This window comes from Micromonospora echinospora, from assembly GCF_900091495.1.
In the GTDB taxonomy this organism is placed as follows: Bacteria; Actinomycetota; Actinomycetes; order Mycobacteriales; family Micromonosporaceae; genus Micromonospora; species Micromonospora echinospora.
This window is the reverse complement of sequence record NZ_LT607413.1, coordinates 954,304-978,682: the sequence shown is the minus strand read 5'-3', so window position 1 is coordinate 978,682 and position 24,379 is coordinate 954,304. Positions and strand designations below refer to the sequence as shown.

Sequence of the window (24,379 nt, the reverse complement as noted above, 5' to 3'; positions counted from 1 at the left end):
CGCGGCCCGCCCGCGCCACCACTACCACCACCGTCGGTCACCCGTCCGGCGGTCCACCTGAGACGGAGGTACGTCCGTGGCAGAGGCAGCTGTCGTCCTGAACACCACCGCCGGCCTGACCGGGTTCATCACCGGCCAGGCGCGGGGGCTCACCGAAGGACTGTTCCAGGTCACCGGCTTCAACGACGCCCGCTTCGAGAAGGAGATGCCGCTGGAGATGCTGGCATCGCCGAACCCCCTCGGGGACAAGCAGGTCGTCATGGTGCGGGGCAGCCAGTCCGTGGACCATGTCTACTGGCTGCGTTACCTCCGCCGGGGCAAGGTCGGGGTGACGGACAGGAAGCGGGTCTGCGTGGAACTGCTGGTGCGGTTCACCACCTTCGACTACGTGCCCAAGGCCGGTCAGGACCTGAAGACCCGCCATCTGAACGCGCTCGCCGACTACCCGATGTGGGGCATCTCGGGGCTGAGCGTCTCGCTGATGGCCACCGGCCGGGGCCGGAACCCGTTCAACAAGTTCAACGAGGTCGGCAGCCTCGTCTTCGACACCATGCCGGTCACCGCCGGACTGCCGCACTTCCGGATCAACTACCGGGTGCAGCACCAGGCCAAGACCGTCATGGGGGCCACGCTCGCGCTGAACCACAACGACGTCGGCGCGTTCCTGGTGCACAGCAACGGCCTGCTGGAGATCGCTCCGGGTGAGGGGCGGACCGAGAAGCACTTCCGGATCACGCCGCTGAGCGGGCGGGTGCACGACCGGCCCAGCCGGATCGGCGCGGCCAGCGCCCCGACCGGCCGGGTGTCCCTGCTCACCGCCACAAAGATCGTCCGCAGCGCCGGGCAGGACGCGAATGCGCTCGCCGCCCACGAGCACGCCAACCTGCGGGTGATCGGGTTCGACCAGCTCAACGGCCCGGACACCCTCACCGTCGACAGCGCCAACGTCAACGGCGTGGTGGCCCGCGCGGACCCGAACGGCCGGCAGGGCGCGGTGCGGCTGGAGTACATCCGCAACGGTGGGGTGCTGGCCACCCAGGTCCGCACCAAGATCAGGGTCCTGCTGCTGCTCCGCTACACGCTGGTCTCCTACTTCACCGACCCGGACCAGGCCGGCAACCGGCAGGTGGTCCAGCAGAACGGCGTGCGGTACAGCAGCTTCCGGGACGTGTCGCTCACCGTGCTGGACACCGTCGCGGGTGACCCGCTCGTGGTCGGCGAGGACGGAACCAAGTACGACATCAAGGCGATCAAGAACCGCTTCCACGAGACGTCGACGCTGCGCTTCGGCGCCCGGATCGAGGAGGTCAACGGACAGGTCGGGGCCCAGGTGCGGATCAACTGGCGGGCCCAGCACGCGGGGTCGGTGGGCAAGTCCCAGTCGCACGACAACCACGGCGACTTCCGGCTCGGCATCGACCAGTCCGGCAACCCGGTGCTGCGCCTGCTCGACGAGGACAGCAACAAGTACTTCACCGTGACGAGCTGACAGGGGAGCCGTGATGAGCAACTACCCGGAGACCTTCGACCCCACCGGCCCGGCGAGTCTGGCGGACGCGTACTCGTACCTGAACTGGACGGCGGTGAGCGCCGCCCGGATCCTCGCCGAGCAACCGGGAACGAGCTGGGAGCAACTGCCCAGCCTGCTCGGCGAGAAGTGGGGCGACCTGGACTGGTACCAGAACAACGCCTGGCTGGCCGACTTCTACAACGCCGTCTACCAGTACGCCAGTTCCCTGCCGCCGGTCGAGATCTTCGCCGTCGACGAGATGGGCGAGCCGGCGACCGACATGGCGCGCCTGGTCGACTCGGTGGTGCAGACCTGGACCACCGCCGCCTACCAGGACGAGGAGTCCGACGAACAGTCCTACGACGAGCAGGACCAGTGGTCGTCGCAGGACCAGTGGACCGGCCAGGACCAGTGGGTCGAGCACGACCAGTGGACCGGGTCCGACCAGTGGACCGGCCAGGAGCAGTGGGCGGAGCAGGGCAACGGCACCGGGCACGAACCGGCCGTCGGACCCCACCCGACGGGGGCGGAGTACGACCCGGAGGCGGTCACCGCCGACGAGCCGGACATCGCGCAGCAGGAACCGCTGAGCGACATCGACCCGGACGTCGCCCGGCAGGTCCTCGCCAAGGTGCTCGACGACGAGGCGGACGACCTCTCGGAGGAGGACGAGAAGATCCTCGCGACCGTGCTCACCGTCGAGAAGTTCCAGTACCTGGCCCGGGAGTTCGAGCTGGTCTGATCGGGGTGGCGGCGGTCCGCGCTCGTCGGCCCGCCGCCGCCCACCGGACCCACCGCGCCGGCTCCGTGCCGGCCGTCTGACGTGATCCGACGCCGGAGGGTGCCCCACGTCGTCCCGCCGCCGGCCGCTCCGCGTCATCCGACGCCGGGCGGCCGGCCGGCGTCGCGCCACCGGCCGAACCCGTCGAGCCGGTCGACCTCCTGCCGGTACGCCGTCTGCTCCGTCACGGTGAGCCCGGCGGCCGGACCGATCCGGGCGAGCAGCCGCAGGCTGCGCAACCGGCCGAGCAGGTGGCCGGTCTCCTGGTGTGTCGCCAGCGCCGCCCGGGCCGTGCGCGCGGCCGTCACCGGATCCCGGTCGCACTGCGCCTCGGCCCGGGCGACCAGGGCGTGCCCCTCCCAGACCCGGTACCCGGCGGCCCGAGCCACCTCCCACGCCTGGCCGGCCAGGGTCAGCGCCTGGTCCACGTCGGTCCGCCGGTGCACCTCGGCCAGCCCGATCAACGCCTCCGCCCGCTCGCCGTGGGTGCCGCTGGCCCGGGCCAGCGCCAGGGCCAGCCGGTGCTCGGTCACCGCCGCGTCGCCGTCGCCCCGCCGCAGGTGCACCGCACCCAGCACGTTGCGGGCCGCGGCCTGCTGGGACGGGTCGCCGACCAGCTCGGCCAGGGCCAGCGCCGCGTCGGCCAGTTCGGCCGCCCGGGACAGGTCGCCCGCGTGCACGTGCAGGGCGGCCAGCCGCCGAAGGCTCTCCACCTCGGTGGGGCGGTAGCCGCTCTCCCGGCTGACCTCCAGCGCCTCCCCGAGGTGGGCCAGGGCCTGGTCGTACCGGCCGAGGGCGTGCTCCACGTCGCCGAGGTTGCTCAGACTGATGCCGGTGTTCATCCGGGTGCCGGTCCGCCGGGTCAGCACCAGCCCCTGGCGGAACACCTCCTCGGCGGCGCGCAGCCGCCCCATGTCCCGGTAGATCACTCCGAGGTTGCCGAGGCTGGTGCTCAGCCGCTCCGCGCCGCCGAGTCGCTCGTGGATCTCCACCGCCCGTCGGGTCAGGTCGGCGGCCTGGGCCAGCCGTCCGGCGCGCAGGTGCATCAACCCGCACGTGCCGTACGCCGCCGCCAGCCCCTCGGGCCAACCCGCCCGGGTCGCCGCGTCGATCATCGCCGTGGCGTGCTCCAACCCCACCCGGTACTCGCTGCGCCGCAGGTGCAGGCTGGCCAGCCCGAGCCGGCTCGCCGCCTCGCCCGCCTCGTCCCCGGCGGCCTGCGCGGCGCGCAGCGCGTGCGAGGCGGCCAGGAAACCGTCGTTGTGCGGACGGAACTGGTAGTACCCGCGCAGCGCGTCGGGGATCCGCCACGCGGCCGGATCGGCACCCTGGTCGGCGGCGTGCGCGACGACCCGGACCAGGTTGGTCCGCTCCGCCTCCAGCCAGGCCATCGCCGCCTCCGACGAGGGAAATCCGGCCACCTGCCGGTCGTCCCCGTCCGGCGGCAGGCGCACCATCTGCGGGTAGATCGTCGCCGCGGCGGCCTCGGCCCGCTGCCGGCACCAGGCGTAGAGCCGGCGGTTGGCGGCGGCCCGCTCGGGCGCCGGGTCCTCGGCGGTGGACCGCTCGACGGCGTAGATCCGCAGCAGGTCGTGGAAGGTGTACCGGCCGGGGCGGGGCTGCTGCACCAGGTGCGCGGCGGCGAGCCGGTCCAGTTCCCGCGCGGCGGTGACCTCGTCCAGCGCGGCGAGGGCCGCGGCGGCCGGCACCGTCACGTCCGCCCCGGGGGCCGGCCCGAGCAGCCGGAAGAGCCGGCGGGCCGACGCGGGCAGCGCCGCGTACGACAGGTCGAAGGCCGCCCGGACGGCGGCCTGGTCGTCCCCCTCCACCCGCAGGCCGGCGAGCTGGTTGCCGGCGCTGAGCTGGGCGGTGTGCGCGCTGATCGGCCGACCCGGATGGTCGATCAGGTCGGCGGCGGCGATGCGCAGCGCCAAGGGCAACCGGGCGCACACCTCCGCCAGTTCGGCGATCTCGGCCGGTGCGGCGGCCACCTGGTCGGCCGGGATGATCCGGGTGAGCAGGGCGCTGGCCTCGGCCCCGGTGAGCACGTCCAGCGCGATGCGACGGGCCCCGTCGACCGCGACCAGCCCGCTGAGCCGGTCCCGGCTGGTGACCAGCGCCATGCAGCCGGGGGTGCCGGGCAGCAGGGGACGGACCTGGTCGGCGCTGGCCGCGTTGTCCAGCACCAGCAGCATCCGGCGGCCGTCCAGCAGGGTCCGCAGCAGGGCGGCGGCCTGCCCGGAGTCGACCGGGATCTGCTCGGCCGCCACGCCCAGCGCGTGCAGGAACCCGGCGAGCGCCTCGCCCTCGCGGACCGGACTGGCCGTCGCGTAGCCCCGCAGGTTGACGTAGAGCTGGCCGTCCGGGAAGTGCGGCCGGACCCGGTGCGCCCAGTGCACGGCCAGGGCGGTCTTGCCCACCCCGGCCATCCCGGTGATCGTCGCGACGACGACCGGTCCGCTGCCGCCGGTCGACGCCTCCAGCAGGGCGTCGAGCGCGGCCATCTGGCTGCTCCGACCGGTGAAGTGGGCGACGTCGGCCGGCAGCTGGGCCGGCGGTCGGTGACCGGGCAGCCCGGGTGGGGCCGGCTCGGCCGGACGGGGTGGCGCCGGCGGGCGTGCCCCGATCACCGGCAGGTCCTGCCGGAGGATGCGCAACTGCGCCTCGCGCAGCTCCGGTCCGGGCTCCACCCCGAGCTGGTCGGCGAGGCGGTCCCGCAGCTTCCGGTGCAGGGCCAGCGCCCGGGCCTGCTGACCGCAGGCGGCGAGGGCGAGCATCAGCCGGGCGTGCACCTGCTCGTGCAGCGGCTCGTGACCGGCCACCGCGCTCAGCTCGCGGACCGCCCGGTCCGGCAGACCCAGCTCGACGGCGAGCGTGGCGTAGGTGACCGCGGTCGCGATGCGGCGGCGGTTCAGGGCGGTGGCGGTCGGATGCTGGGCCACGCCGGGCCCGAGGTCGACCAGCACCGGCCCCCGCCACAGGGCCAGCGCCTCGGCGAGCCGGTCCAGGCTGTTCAGGTCACCGGCGACGCTGCCCTCGGCCCGGCCGATCAGGGTGGTGAACCGGGTCAGGTCGAGCTGACCCGGCCCGACCCAGAGCTGGTAGCCGCCACCGGAGTGGACGATCGTGGTGCCGCCACCACCCGCCGCGCCGCCGCCCGTTCCACTGCCGCCCGTTCCGCCGCCGGGGCGGGCGAGTGCCCGCCGGAGCCGCGCCACATAGGTGTGCACCAGGTTCAGGCAGCTGTCCGGCGGGTCGTGTCCCCAGAGGACGTCGACGATCTCCTGCCGGGAGACGGTGGTGTCCGGGTGCAGGGCGAGCAGGCCGAGCAGCATCCGTTGTCGTCCCGAGCCCAGGGCGACCGGCTGGACGCCGGACCGGATGCTGAGCGGACCGAGCACCCCGATGTGCGGGTCCGCCGTCCGGCCGGGCGGCTCTCCGGCGGCCGGCGGAGGACCGTCGGGCAGCCCGATGGCCTCGGCGATCCGGCGCAGCGACTCCGGCCGGGGCGCACGGACCCGGCCCTGCTCGATGTCCCGTACCGCGCGGACGCTGATCCCCGCCCGGCGGGCCAACTCCTCCTGGGTCAGCCCGGCCCGCAACCGCCGGAGTCTCAACTCGGCGCCGTTGTCCGCCATCATCCCGGCTCCCCGTCCGACCCCGCGACCTACCGGTTGTCGGCACCGGCACGTGATCATGCCGGACCGGTAACCATGATCCCTCTTGTCTGCGACGGACGACAGTGGATCGTCGACCGATCAGGCCCGCCGTGACCGGCCCGGACGGGCAGCGGTTCTGCCGGTATCTGCCGGTGCCCCTCCGGCGTGTCGTTGCCCCAACAGGCAACCGGGCAGCTCGACGCCGGTCGGACCGGGCAGAACCGTCGATGGGGGAGCGTCCAGTGCGGTGCCAGTGGCCGGCCACCCGCCCTATCTACCGTTTGGGACCGGGCCGGACCGCAGACGGCCCGACCTCCCGAGGCAAGGAACTGTCATGACCGGACGTACGCAGGCCCACATCCGTACCCCCGACCCGATCTCGACCGCCGGCATCACCGCCGCCCTCCGGGGCCGGATGGAGATCGAGGTCGTCCCCGAGGCACGGATCACCGCCGACACCGTCGGAGTGGTCGCCGCCGACACCCTCGACCAGGACGCGCTGGACCTGATCCGGGCCGTCCGCCGGCTGGGCTGCCGGCGCTTCGTGCTGGTCGCCGCGGTCGAGTCCGACACGGCCCTGATCCCCGCCGTCGAGCTGGGGGTACGGGCGCTCGCCTCGCGCGCCGAGGCGACCAGCCACCGGCTCGCGCAGCTCGTCGTCAGCACCGCCTCCGGTGGGGCGGCGATGCCCCCGGAGGTGCTCGGTCGGCTGGTCAAGCAGGTGACCCGGTTGCAGCAGACGGTGCTCGCCCCGCGCGGCATCGAGTTCAACGGGCTGACCCACCGGGAGAGCCAGGTGCTGCGCCTGGTCGCCGACGGGATGGACACCCGGGAGGTGGCGACCCGGCTCAGCTACTCCGAGCGCACCGTCAAGAACGTGCTGCACGACATCACCACCCGGTTCCAGCTCCGCAACCGCACCCACGCCGTGGCGTACGCCGTCCGGGAGGGCCTGATTTGATCCGGGCGCGATCCGTGTCCCGGTGCGGCACATACCGGGACACGCAATTTCCACGCGAGATCCACCCGTACGATTCCGCTGATCAATCGAATAGTCCTCGGTAAATATTTCGACACTCGCCGATCTGTCGATCAGGAAGGTCGCCTTCCTATGCTCGGGGGGGCGGGTGGCCGGCGCGACCGGCCCCCGGACCGGCGACGCGACGAGCCGTCCGGTCATCCGCCCGTCCCCGCGTGTCACGTCGTGAGGTGTCGAATGGCCGGTTCCCGCCCGCTCCGTACGCTGTTCACCGCCTTCCTCGGTGGGGTGCTGGCCCTGCTGCCCGCCCCACCCGTGTCGGCCGGACCGGAGCGGGGCGGACCCGGACCGGTCGCACTCGACCAGGAGATGCGCAGCTACCTGGCGCGGCACCCGGGCGGCACGCCGATCAACGCCAACGAGATCAGCTACGACGGCGGCGCGTTCGTCGTCACCCTGCGCCGTCCGGTCGGGACCTACGGCGCGGACTGCCCGTCGGGTTGGTTCTGCTTCTACGAGTGGCCCTACTACGGCTACCCCCGGGGTCGCCTCTCCTCCTGCGGAAAGCAGAACCTCGCCAACTGGGGCTGGCAGTACCGCGCGGCCTCGGCGCACTACAGCCTGGCCTCGGGTTCGGTCACCTTCCAGTACCACAACATGTCGCTGTTCAGTGTCAGCGTCCAGAACCGCGTCGTCGGTGACGCCGGTCCGTATCGGGACTGGGCGAACTACGTGTACCGGCGCTGCTGAACCGGTCAGGCACAGCCCGCCTGACTGACGACGTCGGTCCGCCCCGACGTGCGCAGTGAGGTGTAGCTGGTCACCGCGTCGCCCCTGATCCTCTCGTGGCTGAGCAGTCGGCCGGTCTGCCGGTCGAAGGTCGCGGTGACCTGCCCGTCGGTGCCGTCCGGTGCGCTCACCGCGGCCCCGTGCCGGCCGTTCCAGTCGGTGTAGTCACCCTGGTACACCAGGGCGGCGGTGTCGGCGAGCTGCGCGAGCAGGGCGGCGCGTTGACCGGGCGTGAGCAGGTGGTACCGGTGGAAGTGCAGAACCCAGTCGAGGGCGGCGGCCGCCGCGCTCCGCTCGTGCGGTCGCTGGTCCACCAGCTCACGAAGCTGACGACGCAGGACGTCCGGGTCCTCGGCGGGCACCGGGTTCATCACCGTGCTGGCCCCCGGCGAGAACATGGACGTGGTCGCCGGCATCCGCCGTCCGGCGACGACGTCGACAGCGGACTGCCGGACCGAGGCGTCGGCGGCGATCCAGAACTGTTCGTCGCGGTAGTGGTCCTGGCGCAGCGTCCGCTCGTCCCGGTCCAACGCCCAGATCCGCAGGCAGAAGTACGCGTAGCGACCCTTCTCCGGTTCGTCCGCCACCCGGGCGGCGCGCAGGGCGAGGTCCATCAGTTGCTGCGGCGCGGTCGGGTCGACCGGGCCCCGTCCGCTGCCCGCGGCGCCCCGCTCCGTGCCCGGGCGCGGGGAGCCGCTCGACGCTCCCAGATGGTGCGCCACTCCCACGGTGGCGGCGAGCGTCACCACCAGCGCGGCACCGGCGGTCAGGCACCGGGTGAGAGGGCTCCAGCGACGGCCTTCCTGCCCCGGCTCGTCCACCATCGCGTCCACCGGCCGGCGCTGGTAGGGGACCTCGCGCGCCGGCGGGTAGATCTGGAGCAGCCGGTGGCCCCGGCCGAGCGGCGCGTCGACCGTGTGGAACCGGGTCCTGCCGGTCCACCCGACCGGAGGATCCTGGGCCCGGTGCCGCCCCGGGGGCGGCCGTTCGGCGAGACCGACCCCGCCCTGACTGCCGGCGGGGACCGGCGTGGTGCTCGCCCAGCCCGGCCGCCCGCCGGCCCCACCCGGGGGGCCGACGCGAGGCGGCTCCAGCGAGCCGCTGCCGCCCGCCGACCGGCCACCGTCGGTCGGTAGATCCTGCTCGAACGCTGCCGAGGCGCGGGCTGCCAGCACGAGGCACCATCGGCGGCGGCGCGGGCCGAGGTTCTGGTAAGTGGCGCAGACGAGAGCCCAGCCGACCAACGAAAGACGTGTCTGCGTCCGCAATTCACTGACCCAGTCCGGGGAGCTGTAGCGCAGGCTCTCCTCACGGACGATCCGGACCAGGTCGACCACCGGCCCCCGCAGGTTCGGCGGGCAGGGCCGGTCCGGGTGGATCAGGTACTCCATCAGGGCGTCCGACTCGGCGGGCTCGAGGTCGGGAACGAACCTGAGCACGGTGGTGAGCAGCAGACAGACCAGGTCCCGACTCAGCGGGGCGGCCTCCTCGAAGCCGTCCAGGTCGATCAGGCGGAACGCCCCGGGCAGCGGTTTGCCGAAGCCGTCCCGGGGACCCACCACGTTTCCGCCGTGCAGGTCGCCGTGAGTCAAGCCGTAGCAGTACCAGGTCTCCACATCCCCGTACGGGGCGTCGAGCAGCCGGAGCGGGTTCGGCTCCCGTCGCCAGTGGTCGACGGTCCACGGCTCGTCGGAGGTGACGGGGAACCCGAACTCGCGTACCGCCTCGTAGATCTCCGTCTGCGCGTCGGTAGCGGCCAGCTCCCGCCGGAGGTAGGTCCTCACGGGGACCGAGTCGACCGGTAGGCCGCGTTGCCCGTCGGCCGGACCTGCGCCGTTCCAGCCGTGCAGCAGGGCCGCGACCACCGCCCGGAACGTGTCGAGCAGGTCCTGCCCGGCCAACTCGTCCAGGCTCCACAGCCGGTCTCCGCCGTTCGCCACCTCGAAGAACAGGACCCATCGGCCGTCAGAGAGCCGGACCGGGTCGAGGGGCTGGCCGACCAGATGTTCCCGCGCGAACTCCCGGTTCGCACCGAGGGCCCGACGGTGCCGCCCCGGCTCCCGGGACCTCGCGCCCGCCGGCAGTACCTTGAGCAGCAGCTTCCTGGTCCGTGGCGGGTGCAGGTTGTGATCGGTGTACGTGCCGTAGTGGATCTCAGCATCCGTGTGGCTCCGCCGGGCCGGCCGACCGTCCAGCAGATGGAAGGTGGCGTTCCGGGTCGCCGCCAGCTTCTGCAGCTCCGACCGGAGCAGCTCGGACGGCGTCCGCTGGTGTAGGGGGTCGACCACGTCGTCGCCCATGCCGGTCATTCGGGCCTGCCCACAGGGGATGGAGAGCGGGACGACCCGGGCGGGTCGTCCGAGAGGTGGTGCTCGGGGGAGTCCCGCGCGGCAGAAACGCTACTCGATCCCCCGGACAATTGGTAGTTCACCTACTCGTAGTGTTGCTACCTATCTGGAAATAACAGAAACGGTCACCCAAACAGCGTCTTCGTCGCGCTCTCTGTTACATCTAGCGCACTGGATATACGCTCGGGGCCCCGGCCCGGGAGAGTGACGTGACCGAACGCGCCGAGTCCCTGCTCAGCCGCCAGAACCAACCTCGGATGATGGCCCTATTACGGGCCATGTCGGTCTGCCACTCCCGTGCACAGCGTCTCGACAACCTCCGGATGGCCGTGTCGGCGGCGCTCGGGGTGGCCGGGGCGGTGGTCGCGGTCACGGCGGCTCCCGGCACGGTGGTGACGGTGGCCGGCGCGCTCTGGGCCGTCGCCAACGCCCTCGGCCTCGGTGCGTGGTCGCGGGGGCAGCTCCGACAGGCGGCGGTCCTCCAGGAGATGTTCGACGTGGACCTGTTCGGGCTGCCGTGGAACCCGGTAGCCGCCGGTGACCGGATCGACGCCCACGAGGTCAGCCGGCTGGAGCGTGCCTTCCGGAGGGACGAGCAGTACCTGCGGGACTACTACGAGATCCCCCCGCTGCCGGCCCCGTACGACGTTCTCGCCTGCCAGCAGCAGAACCTCGGCTGGGGTTCCCGGATTCGGCTGCGGTACGCGCACACCGTCCTCGGCGGTGTGGTGCTCTGGTCGGTGCTGGGCGTGGTGTTCGGGGTGACCTCCGGAATGACCGTGGCCGAGCTGCTGCTCCAGTGGTTCGTGCCCTCGCTTGGCGGGCTCATGGTCGGCCTGGAGGTGTACCGCACCCAGCGGGACGTCGCGGTGGACCGCACCCGGGCCCTCGCCGTCCTCCGGGCCCACCTCGCGCCGGCGGCGTCGTCCGAGCCCACCGCACCGTCGGACCTGCTCGTCCTGGCCCGGCAGATCCAGGATCTGATCTTCCACAGCCGCCGCGGGCAGGCCCGCGTGCCCGACTGGTTCTTCCGCCGGTTCCACGCCGCCGACCGGGTGGACTTCCAGGTGGCGATGACCCGCTTCGTCGACGTCCTTGGTACCCGTCACCGCCCGTCCGGCCTCGACTGAGCCGCGCCGGCCGGCGGAGACGACGTCGGTCCCGGCGCGGGGTTCCGCGCCGGGACCGGTGCGCCGGGTCAGCCGCAGTGGCGGAAGGCGTCCGTGGTGCCGCCGGTGGTGACGACGCCCGAGCCCTGGTCGAGGACGACGATGATCGCCGGTTGGGTCTGCCCGCTGCGGCAACGGATGTCCGCGACGTACTGCCAGCCGGAGATGACGCCGCTGGCGTTCGCGGTCAGCGACCCGAGCGAGTACGGGCCCACCGTGTTGATCCGGACCGCGTAGAACCGCACCGGCCGGTTGGCGGAGAGGCCGCTGCCGGTGGCGTACAGGTAACCGCCGAGCTGGTGGTATGTGGTGGAGACGGAGACCCCGCCGCGCGGCGTCGCACCCGGGTCGGCCAGCCGCCACGGCGCGTTCGCGTTGTCGCTGTACGCCCGGTCCCGGCTGGACGGGAACACGCAGACGAGGTCGGAGGGGCGCGTCTCACGCCACACGAATCCCACCTTGCAGAAGCCGTTGGACTCCCGGCGCGACGGGCCCAGGGCGTTCTCGGTCTGGGTGTCGGACCGCGTCTGCGGGGTCACGCAGACCTGGTCACCCGGCACCGCCTCCCGCCACACGTAGCCGGTCGCGCAGGTGTACGGCCCCCAGGGCAGGTCCACCGCCTGCGCCGGTGAGCCGACGGTCAGCAGGCCCGCCAGCAGCGCCACCGCCGCGAGCACCCCCGCCAGCCAGCGCCGCCCGGTGCCGCGACCGGCCTCCGTGACCATGTTTCCGATGTCGTGCACGTGCCCTCCTCGGTGGTTGGTCGATCGGGCGGTTCCGTGCGGGTGGAATCCCGTCCGCCGCCAGGGACATTCGACCGCGGTCCCGGGCCCCGGAAGGCTGCTCCGGCCGCTTGTCGACACTGTCAGGACATCGAAGAAGATGTGTCGTTGATCGCGTTTCCGCGCGCGCCTGCGGCGTCGGCCGCGCGGCTACCCGTCCGCGCCCGTGTCGAGAACCACCGGCCGTCCCAACTGGACGGATGCGGCACCGGTTCGGTCGGGACGGCCGCACCGGCCGACCGGTTTCCGTTCGGACCATCGGTCACCTGGCTCCGTCCGACCGGCTGGCCCGGCCCGCCGGTCCTTAGGGACGGGTTAAGTTGTCCTTCGGACCTGGCCAATTGTGGGCCACATCGTTAGCGTGCAACTACTTTTGGTCATCGAGGGATCGGTGTCCGACCTGTCACCGGGGAGTCTGATGCTACGACGAGGCTCAGCGATCGCGCTGGTGGCCGCGGGGACGACGGTGATGCTGGCCGTGTCCGTGCTGCCGCTCTTCGCCGACGAGAACACGTCGGTCACCATGGGCGCGGTCGCGGACACCACCGCGTCGCAGGTGGTCCAGGACGGCGACAACAGCGTCAAGACGACGTTGGCGAGCTGCCCCCGGCTGTGCGACCGGAACCCGAACGGCCGACGTGACGCGCTGTTGCAGTTCGACGTGACCGCGATTCCGGTCGGCGCCCGGGACATCCAGGCGACCCTGCGGGTGCACGCCTGGGAGCCGTTCCGGGCCCGGGTCTTCGCCCACTTCGCCGACGGCGCGGCCACCTTCCCCGGTGACTGGGACGTGCGGCCCTCCCTCGGGCCGGCGTTGGACGGCGTCAACGAGGTCGACCGGGGGCACAACGAGTGGGACGTCAGCCGGGCGGTCACCGGCAACGGCTCCTACACGTTCGCGTTGACCCAGCAGAGCCACCACACCCGGATCTACTGGGCCTCCCGCGACAACTCCCGCCCCCAGATCCGTCCCGAGCTGGTGGTGACCTACAAGGGCGGCGGGACCCGGCCGGCTCCGACACCCTCCCGGACGACGACCGCGCCGAAGCCGTCCCCGAGCCGGACGCCCGTCAAGCCGACGCCGGCCCCGACCACGGTGAAACCCACCCCGTCGGCCACCCCGAGCCGCCCCTCGCCGAGCCCGACGCAGGCCCCGCCCGGCCAGGTGCCCGGCTGGCGGATGGTCTGGAACGACGAGTTCAACGGCGACTCGGTGAACCGTGCCAAGTGGAACCTGCGCACCGGTGAGGCGCGTGACATCGACAAGGGCTGCAACGTCGACAGCCCGGAGAACACCTTCGTCTCCGGCGGCGTGCTGACCCTGCGCGCGAAGCGCCAGACCGCGCAGTGCAGCTCGCAGACCCGGCAGTACACCCAGAGTTACCTGGACACCATCGGTCGCCACTCGTGGACGTACGGACGGTTCGAGATGCGGGCCGAGTCGCCCAACGGTCCGAACGACTCGCGGGGGCTCTGGCCGGCGTTCTGGCTGCGTCCGGAGGACGGCGGCCGGGGCGAGATCGACGTGGTCGAACTACCCGGCGGCAACCAGTACTACCGGGCCGCCACCCAGGCCATCTTCTACGACTACACCCCGACCAAGCAGGACCAGCGGTGGACCTTCCCGAACGACGGGTACCCCGGCGACGGGTTCCACACGTACACCACGGAGTGGGAGCCGGACGCGATCCGCTGGTACATCGACGGCCGCAAGGTGTACGAGCGCAACCGCGCCACCACGCCCTGGTTCGACGAGGTGTTCCACAAGCCGTACAACCTCCGGCTGAACTTCCAGGTCGGCGGCTGGCTCGGCGACCCGGACGGGAGCACGGTGTTCCCGGCCGACTTCCGGGTCGACTACATCCGCGTCTGGCAGCGCTAGTCGTCGTCTCCGCCCCCGGGCGGCCGGTCTCCGGCCGCCCGGTTTTCGGCTGCCTGGTCCCCGGTCCAGGCCAGCGGTCGGCTCGGCGTGCCCTCCCACGGTGGTAGCAGGGGACCCCTCCTCATCAAAATGCGGTAACAGGGGACCCCTGCTACCAACCCGGCAACCCCGGCCGCCCCGGCGGCCCTCAGCCCCGGCCGGACGCGTGTGCGGGGCGGGCGGGGCGTCACCTATCGTGTTCGCGCGGGCGTGCGGGTGCGGGCGCGGACAGGGGGCGGCACGGTGGTGGCGGAGCGGCGGGACGGCGACCCCAGGGAGCGCCAGGACGGCATCGGCTGGGTCACCCGGGCGGTCTTCCCGGATTCCCGGCTGCGGTTGTCGGTCTCTAGGGAGCAGCCGGCCGCCACCCGGCGGGACGCGGCCGGGGCGGTGACCGTGCGGTACGCGGTGGTGCCGTCGGTGGAGCGCGCCCGGTTCCTCCTGCCCCTCGCCTCGCGGCGGGTCGGGGCGGCCTCGACGTGGGCGTACAACGCCCTGCGTCCGCCCCGGGTGCGGCTCAACCGGCTCGCCGTCGGCCTGCTGGCCGGCGTGGGGGCCACCGGGGCGGCGGGTATGCCCGTGCTGACCGTCTCGGTGCCGGCCGGGGTGGACCCGGCCGAGGTGCTCCTGGTGGACCACCTGGCCAATGTGCTCGGTGGACGGCTGCACGCCGCGATCGGCATCCGTCCGCCCGATCCGCACCACAAGCCGACCCTCCAGCTCTTCGACGACCGGGGACGCCCCCGGGGGTACGCGAAGATCGGCTGGAACGACGCCACCCGGTCCATGGTCCGGGCCGAGGCGGCGGCCCTGCGTGGCCTGCCGCGCGACGGCGGTGACCTGCCCGACGCGCCCCGGCTGCTGGGCGAGGTGGGCTGGGGCGACCTCGCGGTGACCGTGGTCGAACCGATGCCGGCCGGGGTGCGTGGCCTGCGCCGCCCGGAGGAGCCCCGGACCGCCGCGATGCTGGCGGTGGCCCGGCGCGGTGGCGCGCCCAACCCGGCCCGGCCGCTGCGCGGCTCACCGTTCCTGGCCGACCTGACCGCGCGGGCGGAGGTGGCGGGTGGGCCGGTCCGGGACGCCGTGGCCGCGCTGGCGGACCGGGACGGCGAGGTGACCCTGGAGTTCGGCGACTGGCACGGCGACTGGGTGCCGTGGAACCTCGGCACCCACCGGGGCCGCCTGATCGCCTGGGACTGGGAGAACGGCGGCACCGACCGGCCGGTCGGCTTCGACCTCGCGCACCAGGGCTTCCAGACCGCGTTGTCGCTGGGTGGGCGGCCCGCCGCCGAGGCGGCGGAGCAGATGCGGGGCCTGCTCGACCGGCAGGGGTCGGATGTCGGACTGGACGCCGTCCGTCGCCGGCTGGTGGGTGATGCTTATCTCATCGAGCTCTGGCTACGGACGGCCGAACTGGCTGCGGGCGGCGGGGGTTGGAGCCCGAAGCTGCACCCGGCCCTGTTGGACCTGCTGGCCGTGCGGCTGCGGTAGGGCCGGCGGTCAAACCTCCACAATGCGAGCAATCGTCTGATCGTCCCTACCGCGATCGCGAGTATTCCTCTACTGTTTCACCGCTTGGTCGCGGTTTCGCCGTGTCCGCAAGCGGTGGCCGGAACGTCGGGTCACCCGGGGCGCGGACGGGACCGGAGCAGCACCGGCTGCCGGCCGGGCTCGACACGCGGATCCGAAGGTGGACGCCGGGTGAGCGCGTCCGGTGCTCGTGCCGTCGCTCCGCGTTCCCGGGAGTCCGGGCCGACCGAGAAGTCCGTACCGTCCAGGAAGGACGCCCGTGGCGTTGACCTACCTCCGCACCGTTCGCGCGGTGCCCGTACCGGTGCGGCCGGTCGGGCCGACGGTGACCGGCCGGGGTGGGTGTCCGTGACCACGCTTCTCGTCGCCTCCACCGGGGGCCACCTCGCCGAGCTGCACGACCTCCTGCCCCGGCTCGGCGTGCAGGACGACTGCGTCTGGGCGACCTTCGACTCCCCGCAGAGCCGTTCGCTGCTCGACGGGGCGGAGGTCATCCATGTCCCCCCGGCCACCAGCCGGGACCTGGTCGGCGCGGTACGCGACCTGGTGGCGGCCCGGCGGGTGCTGGGCGGCGGCCGGTTCAGCCGGGTGATCAGCACGGGGGCCAGTGTGGCGGCCTCGTTCTTCCTGCCCGCCCTCCGGGCCGGAGTGGCCTGCCACTACATCGAGAGCGCCACCCGCACGACGGGGCCGTCGCTCACCGGCCGGATGGTCGCCCGGCTGCCGGGGACCGGTCTCTACACCCAGTACCCCTCGTGGGCGGACGGCCGCTGGCGCTACGGCGGCTCCATCTTCGACGCGTACGTCCCCCGGGAGTCGTCCGCCACCCGGCCGGTCTCCCGGGTCGTCGTCACCCTCGGCACCCAGAAGTACGGGTTCCCCCGGCTGCTGGAACGGCTGACCCGGATCATCCCCCCGTCGGCCGAGGTGCTGTGGCAGGTCGGGTCGACGCGGATCCCCCGGATGCCCGCCGACGCCCGCCCGCAGGTGCCCTTCGCCGAGATGCAGCAGGCGATGCGGGAGGCGGACGTGGTGGTCACCCACGCCGGGGTCGGCTCCGCGCTGACCGCGTTACGGGCCGGCCAGCGCGCCATCTACGTGCCCCGTCGTCGACCGCACGGCGAACACGTCGACGACCATCAGGTCGAGATGGCCCGGGAGCTGGACCGCCGTGGTCTCGTCCTGGCCCGGGAGGCGGACCAGGTCACCGAGAACGACCTCTCCCTGGCGACCCGGTGGACGGTCTCCGCCCGTAAGGAGGTGGAGCCGTTCCGATGGACGAACCAGAACTGATCCCCGAACGGTCCGCGACGGCCGAGTTACGGCACGTCCGGACCGGTCGGGTGATGCGCGCCGGTCACCGGCGCAGCAAGCTACGCCTGTATCACTTCATCCTTGGGGGCCGCCCAGTGTCACTCAGAACGTCAACCCGACCGGGCCGGAGATCGGCCGCGGTCCGCTGGCTCGCCGCGCTCTCCGTGCCGGCACTGGTCGCCACGCTGGGAGTGGCGACCCCGGTCGGGGCCGCCGACTTCACGCCGGTGGCCAGCACCCTCACCTCGCCGAACCCGGTCGACACCACGCCGCACGCCCAGAACGGCGACGTCAAGGCGTTCGCCGAGATCGGCGACACGGTCTACGCGGGCGGCAGCTTCACCTCGGTCAAGAGCCCCGGCGCGGCGACCTGGACGTCCCGCAACTACCTCTTCGCGTACGACCGGGCGACCGGCGCGCTGAAGACCTCGTTCGCGCCGGTGCTGGACGGAGCGGTGCACGCCCTCGCGGTCAACCCGGACGGCAAGCTGATTGTCGGCGGGAACTTCAAGAACGTGAACGGGGTGTCCCGGAAGAACCTGGTCGCCCTGGACCCGGTCACCGGCGCCACGGTGGGCTCCTGGGTCGGTCGCAGTGACGGCGGTCAGGTGCGGCGCACCATCGTCCGGGGCAACCACCTGTACATCGCCGGTGCCTTCCACTGGGTCAACGGCACCGAGCACTCGCTGCTGGCCCGGCTGAACGCCACGACCGGGGCGATCGACCCGACCTTCCAGATCGACGCGTCGGTGGCCCGTACCAGCGTCGAGCTGGTCTGGGGCCTGGACGTGTCGCCGGACGGCGGCACGCTGGTCGCGGTCGGCAACTTCACCCTGGTGAACGGGCTGTCCCGCAACCAGGTGGTGATGGTCGAGCTGGACGGCACCCCGACGGTCGCCGACTGGAGCACCCAGCGTTACGTGCACCCCTGCTCCAGCGCGAGCTTCCCGTTCTACGCCCGGGACGTCGACTTCTCCGACGACAGCAGCTACTTCGTGATCGTCGCGGACGGTGGCCGGGTGAGCGGGGCGTACTGCGACACCATCGCCCGGTTCGAGACCGACACCCGGGGCAGCGCGATCGACGGCACCTGGGTGAACCACACCGGCCACGACTCGGTGACCTCGGTCGAGGTGGCCGACAACGTGGTCTACGTGGGCGGGCACTTCCGTTGGCTGAACAACACCAACGGCAACGACTCGGCCGGTCCGGGCGCGATCGACCGGTTCGGCTACGGCGCGCTCGACCCGATCAACGGCATGCCGCTGGTCTGGAACCCGCAGCGCACCGGCGCGCCGGCGGGCACCACCAACTGGGGTCCGATCGTCTGGGAGCTGTGGCGGGGCAGCACCGGCATCCACGCCGGCTTCGACAACGACGGCGCGGGCGGCGAGTACCACGGCCGGATGGCCCTCTTCCCGCTGGCCGGCGGTCGGGTCACCCCGGCGGTCAACGCGCCGCAGACCACCCCCGGGTTCCTCTACGTCGGCGGCACCGAGGGCAAGCTGACCCGGGTGCCCTTCGACGGCGACGCGACGCTCGGCACGTCGACCGTCGTCAACCAGCCGAACCTGACCGCGGCGGGCGCGGCGTTCGTCGTGCACAACAAGCTCTACTGGTCGAAGACGGACGCGACCGCACCGGGCGGCAGCTACCTCGGGATCTCGATGTTCACCGGCGGTACGGTGGGCGCGCCCTGGGTCGGCAGCGGCTACAACGACTGGTTCAACCCGGCCACCCTGAACGGGGCGTTCTACCTCGACGGGCGGATGTACTACACCAAGTCCGGCCAGAACTCGCTCTACTACCGCTACCTGGAGCCGGACGGCTACACCGTCGGCGCCTCCGAGTTCACCGTCCCCAGCCAGGGTGTGTCCTGGAGTTCGGCGCGGGGGCTGACCTGGGTGGACGGCCGGATCGTGTACGGCACCGCGCTCGGTTCCCTGTGGGCTGTGCCGTTCGACGGGGCGGCTGTGGACGGCGCCGCCGCCACCCGGCTCGACCTCGGCCTGCTCGGCACGAACTGGTCCAGCCGGACGCTGTTCTACGCCACGTCCTGACTGACGACCGCCGGTGCGTCCACGGGCGCACCGGCGGGACGATCGACCAGCACCCGGACGGCCATCCATTCGGTTGGCCGTCCGGGTGGTCGTAGGAGATCCGACTGACTTCCGGGTGACCGGGGGGAGGACCCGGGCCCGACCGTCGACGACAATAGGAGGAACGACCGTCCGCGAGTGCGGGTCGACCACCGGCACTCCGTACGCCCCCGCCGCACCCCAAGAGGACCTGTTTGATGGACGCGACCGACGTCGCCCGGCCACGCCCTGTCGGGCTGGCAGATCTCGCGCGGATCCCCCTGCGCCGCTGGCGCACCGTGCTCGCCGCGGTGGGACTGCTGCTGCTGCTGGTCGTCGCCTACCTCGTCTTCGTCCCGGCCGTCTACACCGCGACGACCGTGGTCGTGGTCCGGCCGGTGGTGACCGACCCGTTCTCGTTGCCTGCCGGGGGCGCCGACCGGGCGGTCAACATGACCGCCGAGACCGGCATCGCCACCAGTAACGACGTCGTCGACAAGGTGGCCCAGATCACCGGTCGGGACGTCGAGGGGGTGGCCAACGCGCTGAAGGTGGAGACCCCGGTCGGCGGTCAGCTCCTGCGGTTCACCTACGCGGGGGAGAGCGAGCAGGAGGCGGTCGCGGGGGCGAACGGGGCGGCCGACACGTACCTCAGCCTCCGCAAGGGGATGTACGAGGACCAGCGCGCCGCCGTGCTCAAGTCGTACGACGACACCATCTCGCTGGTCACCACGCAGCGGGCCACCACCCAGCGGCAGTTGCCGGACGAGGGCTCGAACACCGGCCCCCGGACCAGCGCCCTGCTCGACCAGATCCGGGCCCTCAACGACCAGTTGGCCCAGCTCGCCGAGCAGCGCTCCAAGATCGCGTCGGCGGACCTGAGCCCCGGTTCGGTCACCAGCGCGGCCCGTGCGCCGGTCCCCTCGAACCGGGACTCCGCCCCGCTCTTCGTCCTGGCCGGGCTGCTCGGCGGTGTGCTGGTCGGCACGCTGCTGGCCTTCGTCCGGGAGGCGATGGACCGTCGGGTGCGCTCGGCCAACGAGGCTTCCGAAATCATCGGCGCGCCGCTGCTCGGCACGGTGCAGCGGAGCAAGGGCGACGCCGCCACGTCCGAGATGCGTTACCTCGTCCTGGCGCTGAACCAGTGGGTCGAACGGCCCAAACCGGTTCCGCTGGTGGTGCTCTCCAGCGACGAGGACGAGGGCCGTGCCCAGGTGAGCGCGGGGCTCGCCGCCGCCCTGGCCGAGGCCGGGCACGAGGTGCGGCTCGGCAGCTCCCCGGAGAGCCTGGAGCAGATCCGGCCGGTCCTGCTCGCCGCCCAGCGGCGTGTCCCTCCGACGGTCGCGGCCACCCGTCCTCCGATCGCCAACACCGTTGCCACGTCGTCGGCGAAACCCGCCGTCGAGCTCGTCTCGAAGCCGCGGGTCCCCGAGGGCGTCAGCCCGCCCCGGTCGATGGACGACACCGTGCAGATCACGGCGGTGCGCTCGCCCCGACCGGCCACCGCGGCCGGCACCACCGGCGCACCCGGCACCACCGTCGGGCCCGGCACCCCCAGCCGGCCCGACGACACCGTGCAGATCACGCCGGTGCGCTCGGCCCGGCCGGCGGCCGGCGCTCCGGCGGGTGGCAGCCCCGACGACACGATGGTGATCTCTCCGGTCCGCAAGCCCCGGCCCAGCCCGGGGCCGGAGGCCAAGAACGGCGCCGTGTACCGGTCCGGCACCACGAACGAACCGCCGAAGCCGTCCACGCCGGCGGCCTCCGCCTCGGCCAGCGTCCCGGTCACCCCCGTCGCCCCGGTTGCCGACGACGACCGGACGGTCCGCATCGGCGCCGGCCTCGTCCGGCTCATCCGTGACCTCGACTCCGGTGACGACCGGGGACTGGTGCTGCTCGACGCCCCGGCCGCCAACCGCGACGACCGTGGGGTGCGGATCGCCCGGGCCGGCTTCGCGGTGCTGGTGACCGCCCGGGACCGGACCCGGACGGCCCACCTCGGCCGGGTGGTGGAGCGGCTTCGCGCCGCCGGGGTCAACCCGGTCGGCTTCGTGTTGACGAGGGATGGACGTGACTGAGCTGGCACCGACCGACCAGACGTACCCGCGGGTGACCGCGGTGATCGCCACCCGGGACCGTCCCGGCCTGCTGGAGCGGGCCGTCCAGGCGGTCCTGGACCAGGACTACCCGGGCGAGATCGAGTGCGTGGTGGTCTACGACCACTGCGACATCCGGCCGCTGGAGGTCCGGGTGCCGGAGCGTGGGCGGACACTGGGGTACGTCAACAACACCCACCGGCAGGGCCTGCCCGGCGGGCGCAACACCGGCGCGGACGTGGCCACCGGCGAGCTGATCGCCTTCTGCGACGACGACGACCTCTGGCTTCCCGCCCGGCTGAGCCGGCAGGTCGAGCTGCTGCGGGCGCGGCCCGACGCGGCGGCGGCGAGCTGCGGCATCCGGTTGCAGGGTCCGGGCATCGCCAAGGAACGCCAGCTCGACCGGAGCGAGGTCACGCTGGACGACTTCCTCGCCGACCGGGTGATGGAGGTGCACTCCAGCACGATGTTGGTCCGGCGCTCCACCTGGGACGCGATCGGCCCGGTCGACGAGGAGATCCCCGGCGGCTACGGCGAGGACTACGAGTGGCTGCTCCGGGTCGCCGCCCACGGGCCGGTGGTGATCGCCCCCGAGGTGCTGGTGGTGGTCGACTGGCACGGCGGGTCGTTCTTCTTCGGACGCTGGGCGGTCATCGTCGAGGCGTCCCGCTACCTGCTCGCCAAGCACCCCGAGCTGGCCCGTAGCCGGACCGGCCTGGCCCGGATCCACGGCCAGATCGCCTTCGCGCTGGCCTCCGGGCACCGCCGGGGGGAGGCGTTGCGCGAGCTGGTCCGGGTGGTCCGGCTCAACCCGGCCGAGAAGCGGGTCCTGGTGACCCTGCCGGTGGCGTTGGGTCTGGTCTCCGGGGAGCGGGTGCTGAGCCTGGCGCAGCGGCGGGGGCGGGGTGTCTGACCGTACCGACCGGGCCGTCGACGGGGGAGAGGTCCGGCGCGGCACCCGAAACGGGGCGGTCGGGCTGGTCGGAGCGGCCGTCAACGGCCTGCTCGGCTTCGTGTTGACCCTGGTGATCGTGCGGGGCTTCGGCCCGACCGGTTCCGGGGCGATCTTCACCGCGATCGGCGTCGTGACGATCGTGGGTGTGCTCTGCTGCGCGGGCGCGGACACCGCCCTGGTCTGGGCACTGCCCCGACGGCGGCTGGGCAGCCGGGGCGACGCCGCCCGGCTGCTCCCGGTGGCGCTGGTGCCCACCCTGCTCGGGTCGGCCGTGGTCGCCGTGGTCGGGCTGGCCCTGGTCGGGCCGCTCGCCCAGGTGCTGTTCGACCGCCCCGGCGGCGACGGGCCGGCGCTGCTGCGGCTGGCGTTCGCCACCCTGCCGCTGACCGTGGCGATGACCATGCTGGTGGCGGCGGTCCGCGCGGTCCGTCCGGTGACCGCCGTGGTCGCCGTCCAGTACGTCCTGGTGCCGCTGGCCCGGCCGCTGCTGGTGGCGGCGGCGGTGGTCGGTGGCGCCGGGGTGGTGCTGGGCTTCGGCGGCTGGCTCCTCCCGGCCGCCCTGGCCGTGCTGGCCTGCGCGCTGATGCTGGTCGGCCCGCTCGGACTGACCTCGGGGGCCGTGCTGCGTCCGGAGCGCGCCGACTGGCGGTCGTTCTGGGGTTTCGCGTTGCCCCGGGCCGCGTCGGCGACCATCGACGCGAGCAGCATGTGGCTCAGCGTGCTGCTCACCTCGGCGCTGGCCGGGCAGGCGGACGCCGGTGTGCTCGGCGGGGTCGGCCGGTACGTGCTCGCCGGGCTGCTGGTCATGCAGGGGCTGCGAGTGGCGGTCGCGCCGCAGCTGTCCCGCCTGCTCGGGCAGGGCCGGACGGTCGAGGCCGCCGAGGTCTACCGCCGGACCACCATGATGATCATCATGCTCTCCTGGCCGGCGTACCTCGTGCTCGGCTTCTTCGCCCCGGGTTTCCTGAGCCTGTTCGGGCCGGAGTTCGGCGCGGGCGCGACCGCGATGACCGTGCTGGCCGGCGCGATGATGGTCAACTCCGGGGTCGGGATCGTGCAGACCATGCTGCTGATGAGCGGCAACAGCGGCCGGCACCTGATGGCGGCGGCGACCGGCCTGGTGCTCAACGTCGGTCTCGCCCTGGTCCTGGTGCCCCGGCACGGCGTGCTGGGCGCGGCGGTCGCCTGGACGGTCGGGATCGTGGTGGAGAACCTGCTCGCGGCCCGCGCCGCCCGGGCCGCGATCGGTCAGCCGCTGCTCACCGGCGCGCTGCTGAAGGCCGGCGCGGTGGCCGGCGCGGGCACGCTGGTGCTCGCCACCCTCGGCGCGACGGTGGCCGGCCGGGGCGTCGCCGGGCTGACGCTGACCGTGGTGCTGCTGGTGGCCGGGTGCGCGCTGCTGCTGCTCGACCGGCGGGTCCGGCGGGTGGTCCGGGCGGCTGCGGCGACGCTGCGGCCGGCACCCCGGGACCGGCAGGACGAGGGTTCACCCGACCGGACGGCGGTGGCCGGGTCCGGCGGAACGAGAGGGATGCGATGACGATCCGGGACCGGGCCAAGAGTGTGCTGCCCACGGGGGTACGGACGCGGGTGCGTGGCTCGCTGGTGCGCTACGGCGAGTGGACCAGCGACCAGCGCCCGCTGCCGGATTTCCTGATCACCGGGACGAAGCGGGGCGGGACCACCTCGCTCTGGCGGTACCTGCTGGAGCATCCCCTGGTGCCCCGGCTCTTCCCGGCGTGGAACACCAAGACCTCGCACTACTTCGAGGAGAACTGGGGCCGGGGCGAGACGTGGTACCGCTCGCACTTCCCGACCGAGCGGCAGCGCCGGGCTCTGGAACGCAAGCACGGCGGGCCGACCCGGGTGGGCGAGGCCGCGCCGCTGTACATGTTCCATCCGCTCGCCCCGCAGCGGGTCGCCGACCTGCTGCCCTCGGTACGGCTGATCTTCCTGCTCCGGGATCCGGTGGAGCGGGCGTACTCGCACTGGAAGGAACGGCGCACCGAGGGGAAGGAGCCGCTGGAGTTCGCCGAGGCACTGGCCCGGGAGGAGGAGCGGACGGCCGGCGAGCGGGAGCGGCTGGTAGCCGACCCGACGTACTTCAGCGAGGCGTACGACTGGTACACCTACCGGGCCCGGGGCCGCTACCTGGAGCACCTCGAACCCTGGCTGTCCCGCTTCGACCGGGAGCAGATGCTGTTCCTGCCCAGCGAGACGCTGTACCGGGAGCCGGCCGCCACGTACGCCCGGGTGCTGGAATTCCTCGGCCTGCCGCCGCACCAGCTCGCCCGGTTCGAGGTCTTCAACGACCGCCGGAGCAGCGCGATGGACGCCGGGCTGCGGGCGGAGCTGGCCGCGCACTTCGCGCCGCACAACGACGCGCTCGCCGCGCGGCTGGGCATGGAGTTCGACTGGTCGCGCCCGTGACGGTGGGGTAGGGACAGGCGCGGCGCGTCGTCGCTGCA

The 24,379-nt window shown here is 73.0% G+C and carries 16 protein-coding genes; 13 read left to right on the top strand and 3 right to left on the bottom strand.

Features of this window, described 5'->3' with window-relative positions; translation table 11 throughout:
* The first annotated feature begins 76 nt into the window (after nt 1–76).
* Together GA0070618_RS04400 and GA0070618_RS04395 are read left to right on the top strand one after the other, a co-directional pair.
* Nucleotides 77–1,489, top strand: a complete 1,413-nt coding sequence (locus GA0070618_RS04400) for a hypothetical protein (RefSeq protein ID WP_088980485.1) — start codon at nt 77–79, stop codon at nt 1,487–1,489.
* 13 nt (nt 1,490–1,502) lie between these two features.
* Complete coding sequence (locus tag GA0070618_RS04395) at nt 1,503–2,252, top strand: hypothetical protein (RefSeq protein WP_088980484.1); 750 nt, start codon at nt 1,503–1,505, stop codon at nt 2,250–2,252.
* 134 nt (nt 2,253–2,386) lie between these two features.
* Here the strand turns inward: GA0070618_RS04395 and GA0070618_RS35130 are convergent, their stop codons facing one another.
* Nucleotides 2,387–5,932 (bottom strand): BTAD domain-containing putative transcriptional regulator, encoded by a 3,546-nt coding sequence (locus tag GA0070618_RS35130; RefSeq protein ID WP_170107807.1) that lies wholly within the window; start codon nt 5,930–5,932, stop codon nt 2,387–2,389.
* 352 nt (nt 5,933–6,284) lie between these two features.
* Between GA0070618_RS35130 and GA0070618_RS04385 the strand changes: the two genes are divergently transcribed.
* Complete coding sequence (locus GA0070618_RS04385; RefSeq protein WP_088980482.1) at nt 6,285–6,911, top strand: helix-turn-helix transcriptional regulator; 627 nt, start codon at nt 6,285–6,287, stop codon at nt 6,909–6,911.
* Between the two features lie 255 nt (nt 6,912–7,166).
* Nucleotides 7,167–7,679, top strand: a complete 513-nt coding sequence (locus GA0070618_RS04380; protein ID WP_088980481.1) for a hypothetical protein — start codon at nt 7,167–7,169, stop codon at nt 7,677–7,679.
* Between the two features lie 5 nt (nt 7,680–7,684).
* On the opposite strand, the gene GA0070618_RS04375 is transcribed toward GA0070618_RS04380, so the two are convergent.
* A complete protein-coding gene (locus GA0070618_RS04375) occupies nt 7,685–10,018 on the bottom strand; it encodes a hypothetical protein (protein WP_157748913.1) in 2,334 nt (777 codons plus the stop codon).
* Nucleotides 10,019–10,275: 257 nt separating this feature from the next.
* Between GA0070618_RS04375 and GA0070618_RS04370 the strand changes: the two genes are divergently transcribed.
* Entirely contained in the window at nt 10,276–11,196 is a 921-nt protein-coding gene (locus GA0070618_RS04370) for an S-4TM family putative pore-forming effector (RefSeq protein ID WP_143740227.1), read from the top strand.
* A 68-nt stretch (nt 11,197–11,264) separates the two neighbouring features.
* Here GA0070618_RS04370 and GA0070618_RS04365 read toward each other — a convergent pair whose 3' ends face one another.
* Entirely contained in the window at nt 11,265–11,978 is a 714-nt protein-coding gene (locus GA0070618_RS04365; protein WP_088980478.1) for a hypothetical protein, read from the bottom strand.
* A gap of 508 nt (nt 11,979–12,486) precedes the next feature.
* Between GA0070618_RS04365 and GA0070618_RS35125 the strand changes: the two genes are divergently transcribed.
* The 8 genes from GA0070618_RS35125 (at nt 12,487) to GA0070618_RS04325 (ending at nt 24,341) form a co-directional block, all read left to right on the top strand.
* Nucleotides 12,487–13,899, top strand: coding sequence for a family 16 glycosylhydrolase (locus GA0070618_RS35125; protein ID WP_143740226.1), 1,413 nt, complete (start codon nt 12,487–12,489; stop codon nt 13,897–13,899).
* Between the two features lie 255 nt (nt 13,900–14,154).
* Nucleotides 14,155–15,429, top strand: coding sequence for a hypothetical protein (locus tag GA0070618_RS04355; protein ID WP_231931601.1), 1,275 nt, complete (start codon nt 14,155–14,157; stop codon nt 15,427–15,429).
* A 387-nt stretch (nt 15,430–15,816) separates the two neighbouring features.
* Nucleotides 15,817–16,761: a glycosyltransferase gene (locus tag GA0070618_RS04350; RefSeq protein ID WP_143740225.1), complete on the top strand. Its 945-nt coding sequence runs from the start codon at nt 15,817–15,819 to the stop codon at nt 16,759–16,761.
* A gap of 53 nt (nt 16,762–16,814) precedes the next feature.
* Complete coding sequence (locus GA0070618_RS04345) at nt 16,815–18,842, top strand: delta-60 repeat domain-containing protein (RefSeq protein ID WP_088985276.1); 2,028 nt, start codon at nt 16,815–16,817, stop codon at nt 18,840–18,842.
* A gap of 236 nt (nt 18,843–19,078) precedes the next feature.
* Nucleotides 19,079–20,938, top strand: coding sequence for a YveK family protein (locus GA0070618_RS04340; RefSeq protein WP_088980474.1), 1,860 nt, complete (start codon nt 19,079–19,081; stop codon nt 20,936–20,938).
* On the top strand, nt 20,931–21,869 hold the full coding sequence (locus tag GA0070618_RS04335; protein ID WP_231931599.1) for a glycosyltransferase family 2 protein: 939 nt from the start codon (nt 20,931–20,933) through the stop codon (nt 21,867–21,869). Before GA0070618_RS04340 ends, GA0070618_RS04335 begins: the two co-directional genes overlap by 8 nt.
* Complete coding sequence (locus tag GA0070618_RS04330) at nt 21,862–23,451, top strand: lipopolysaccharide biosynthesis protein (RefSeq protein ID WP_088980472.1); 1,590 nt, start codon at nt 21,862–21,864, stop codon at nt 23,449–23,451. The genes GA0070618_RS04335 and GA0070618_RS04330 overlap by 8 nt, the downstream gene beginning before the upstream one ends.
* Nucleotides 23,448–24,341 (top strand): sulfotransferase domain-containing protein, encoded by an 894-nt coding sequence (locus GA0070618_RS04325; RefSeq protein ID WP_088985275.1) that lies wholly within the window; start codon nt 23,448–23,450, stop codon nt 24,339–24,341. Before GA0070618_RS04330 ends, GA0070618_RS04325 begins: the two co-directional genes overlap by 4 nt.
* Nucleotides 24,342–24,379 lie beyond the last annotated feature (38 nt).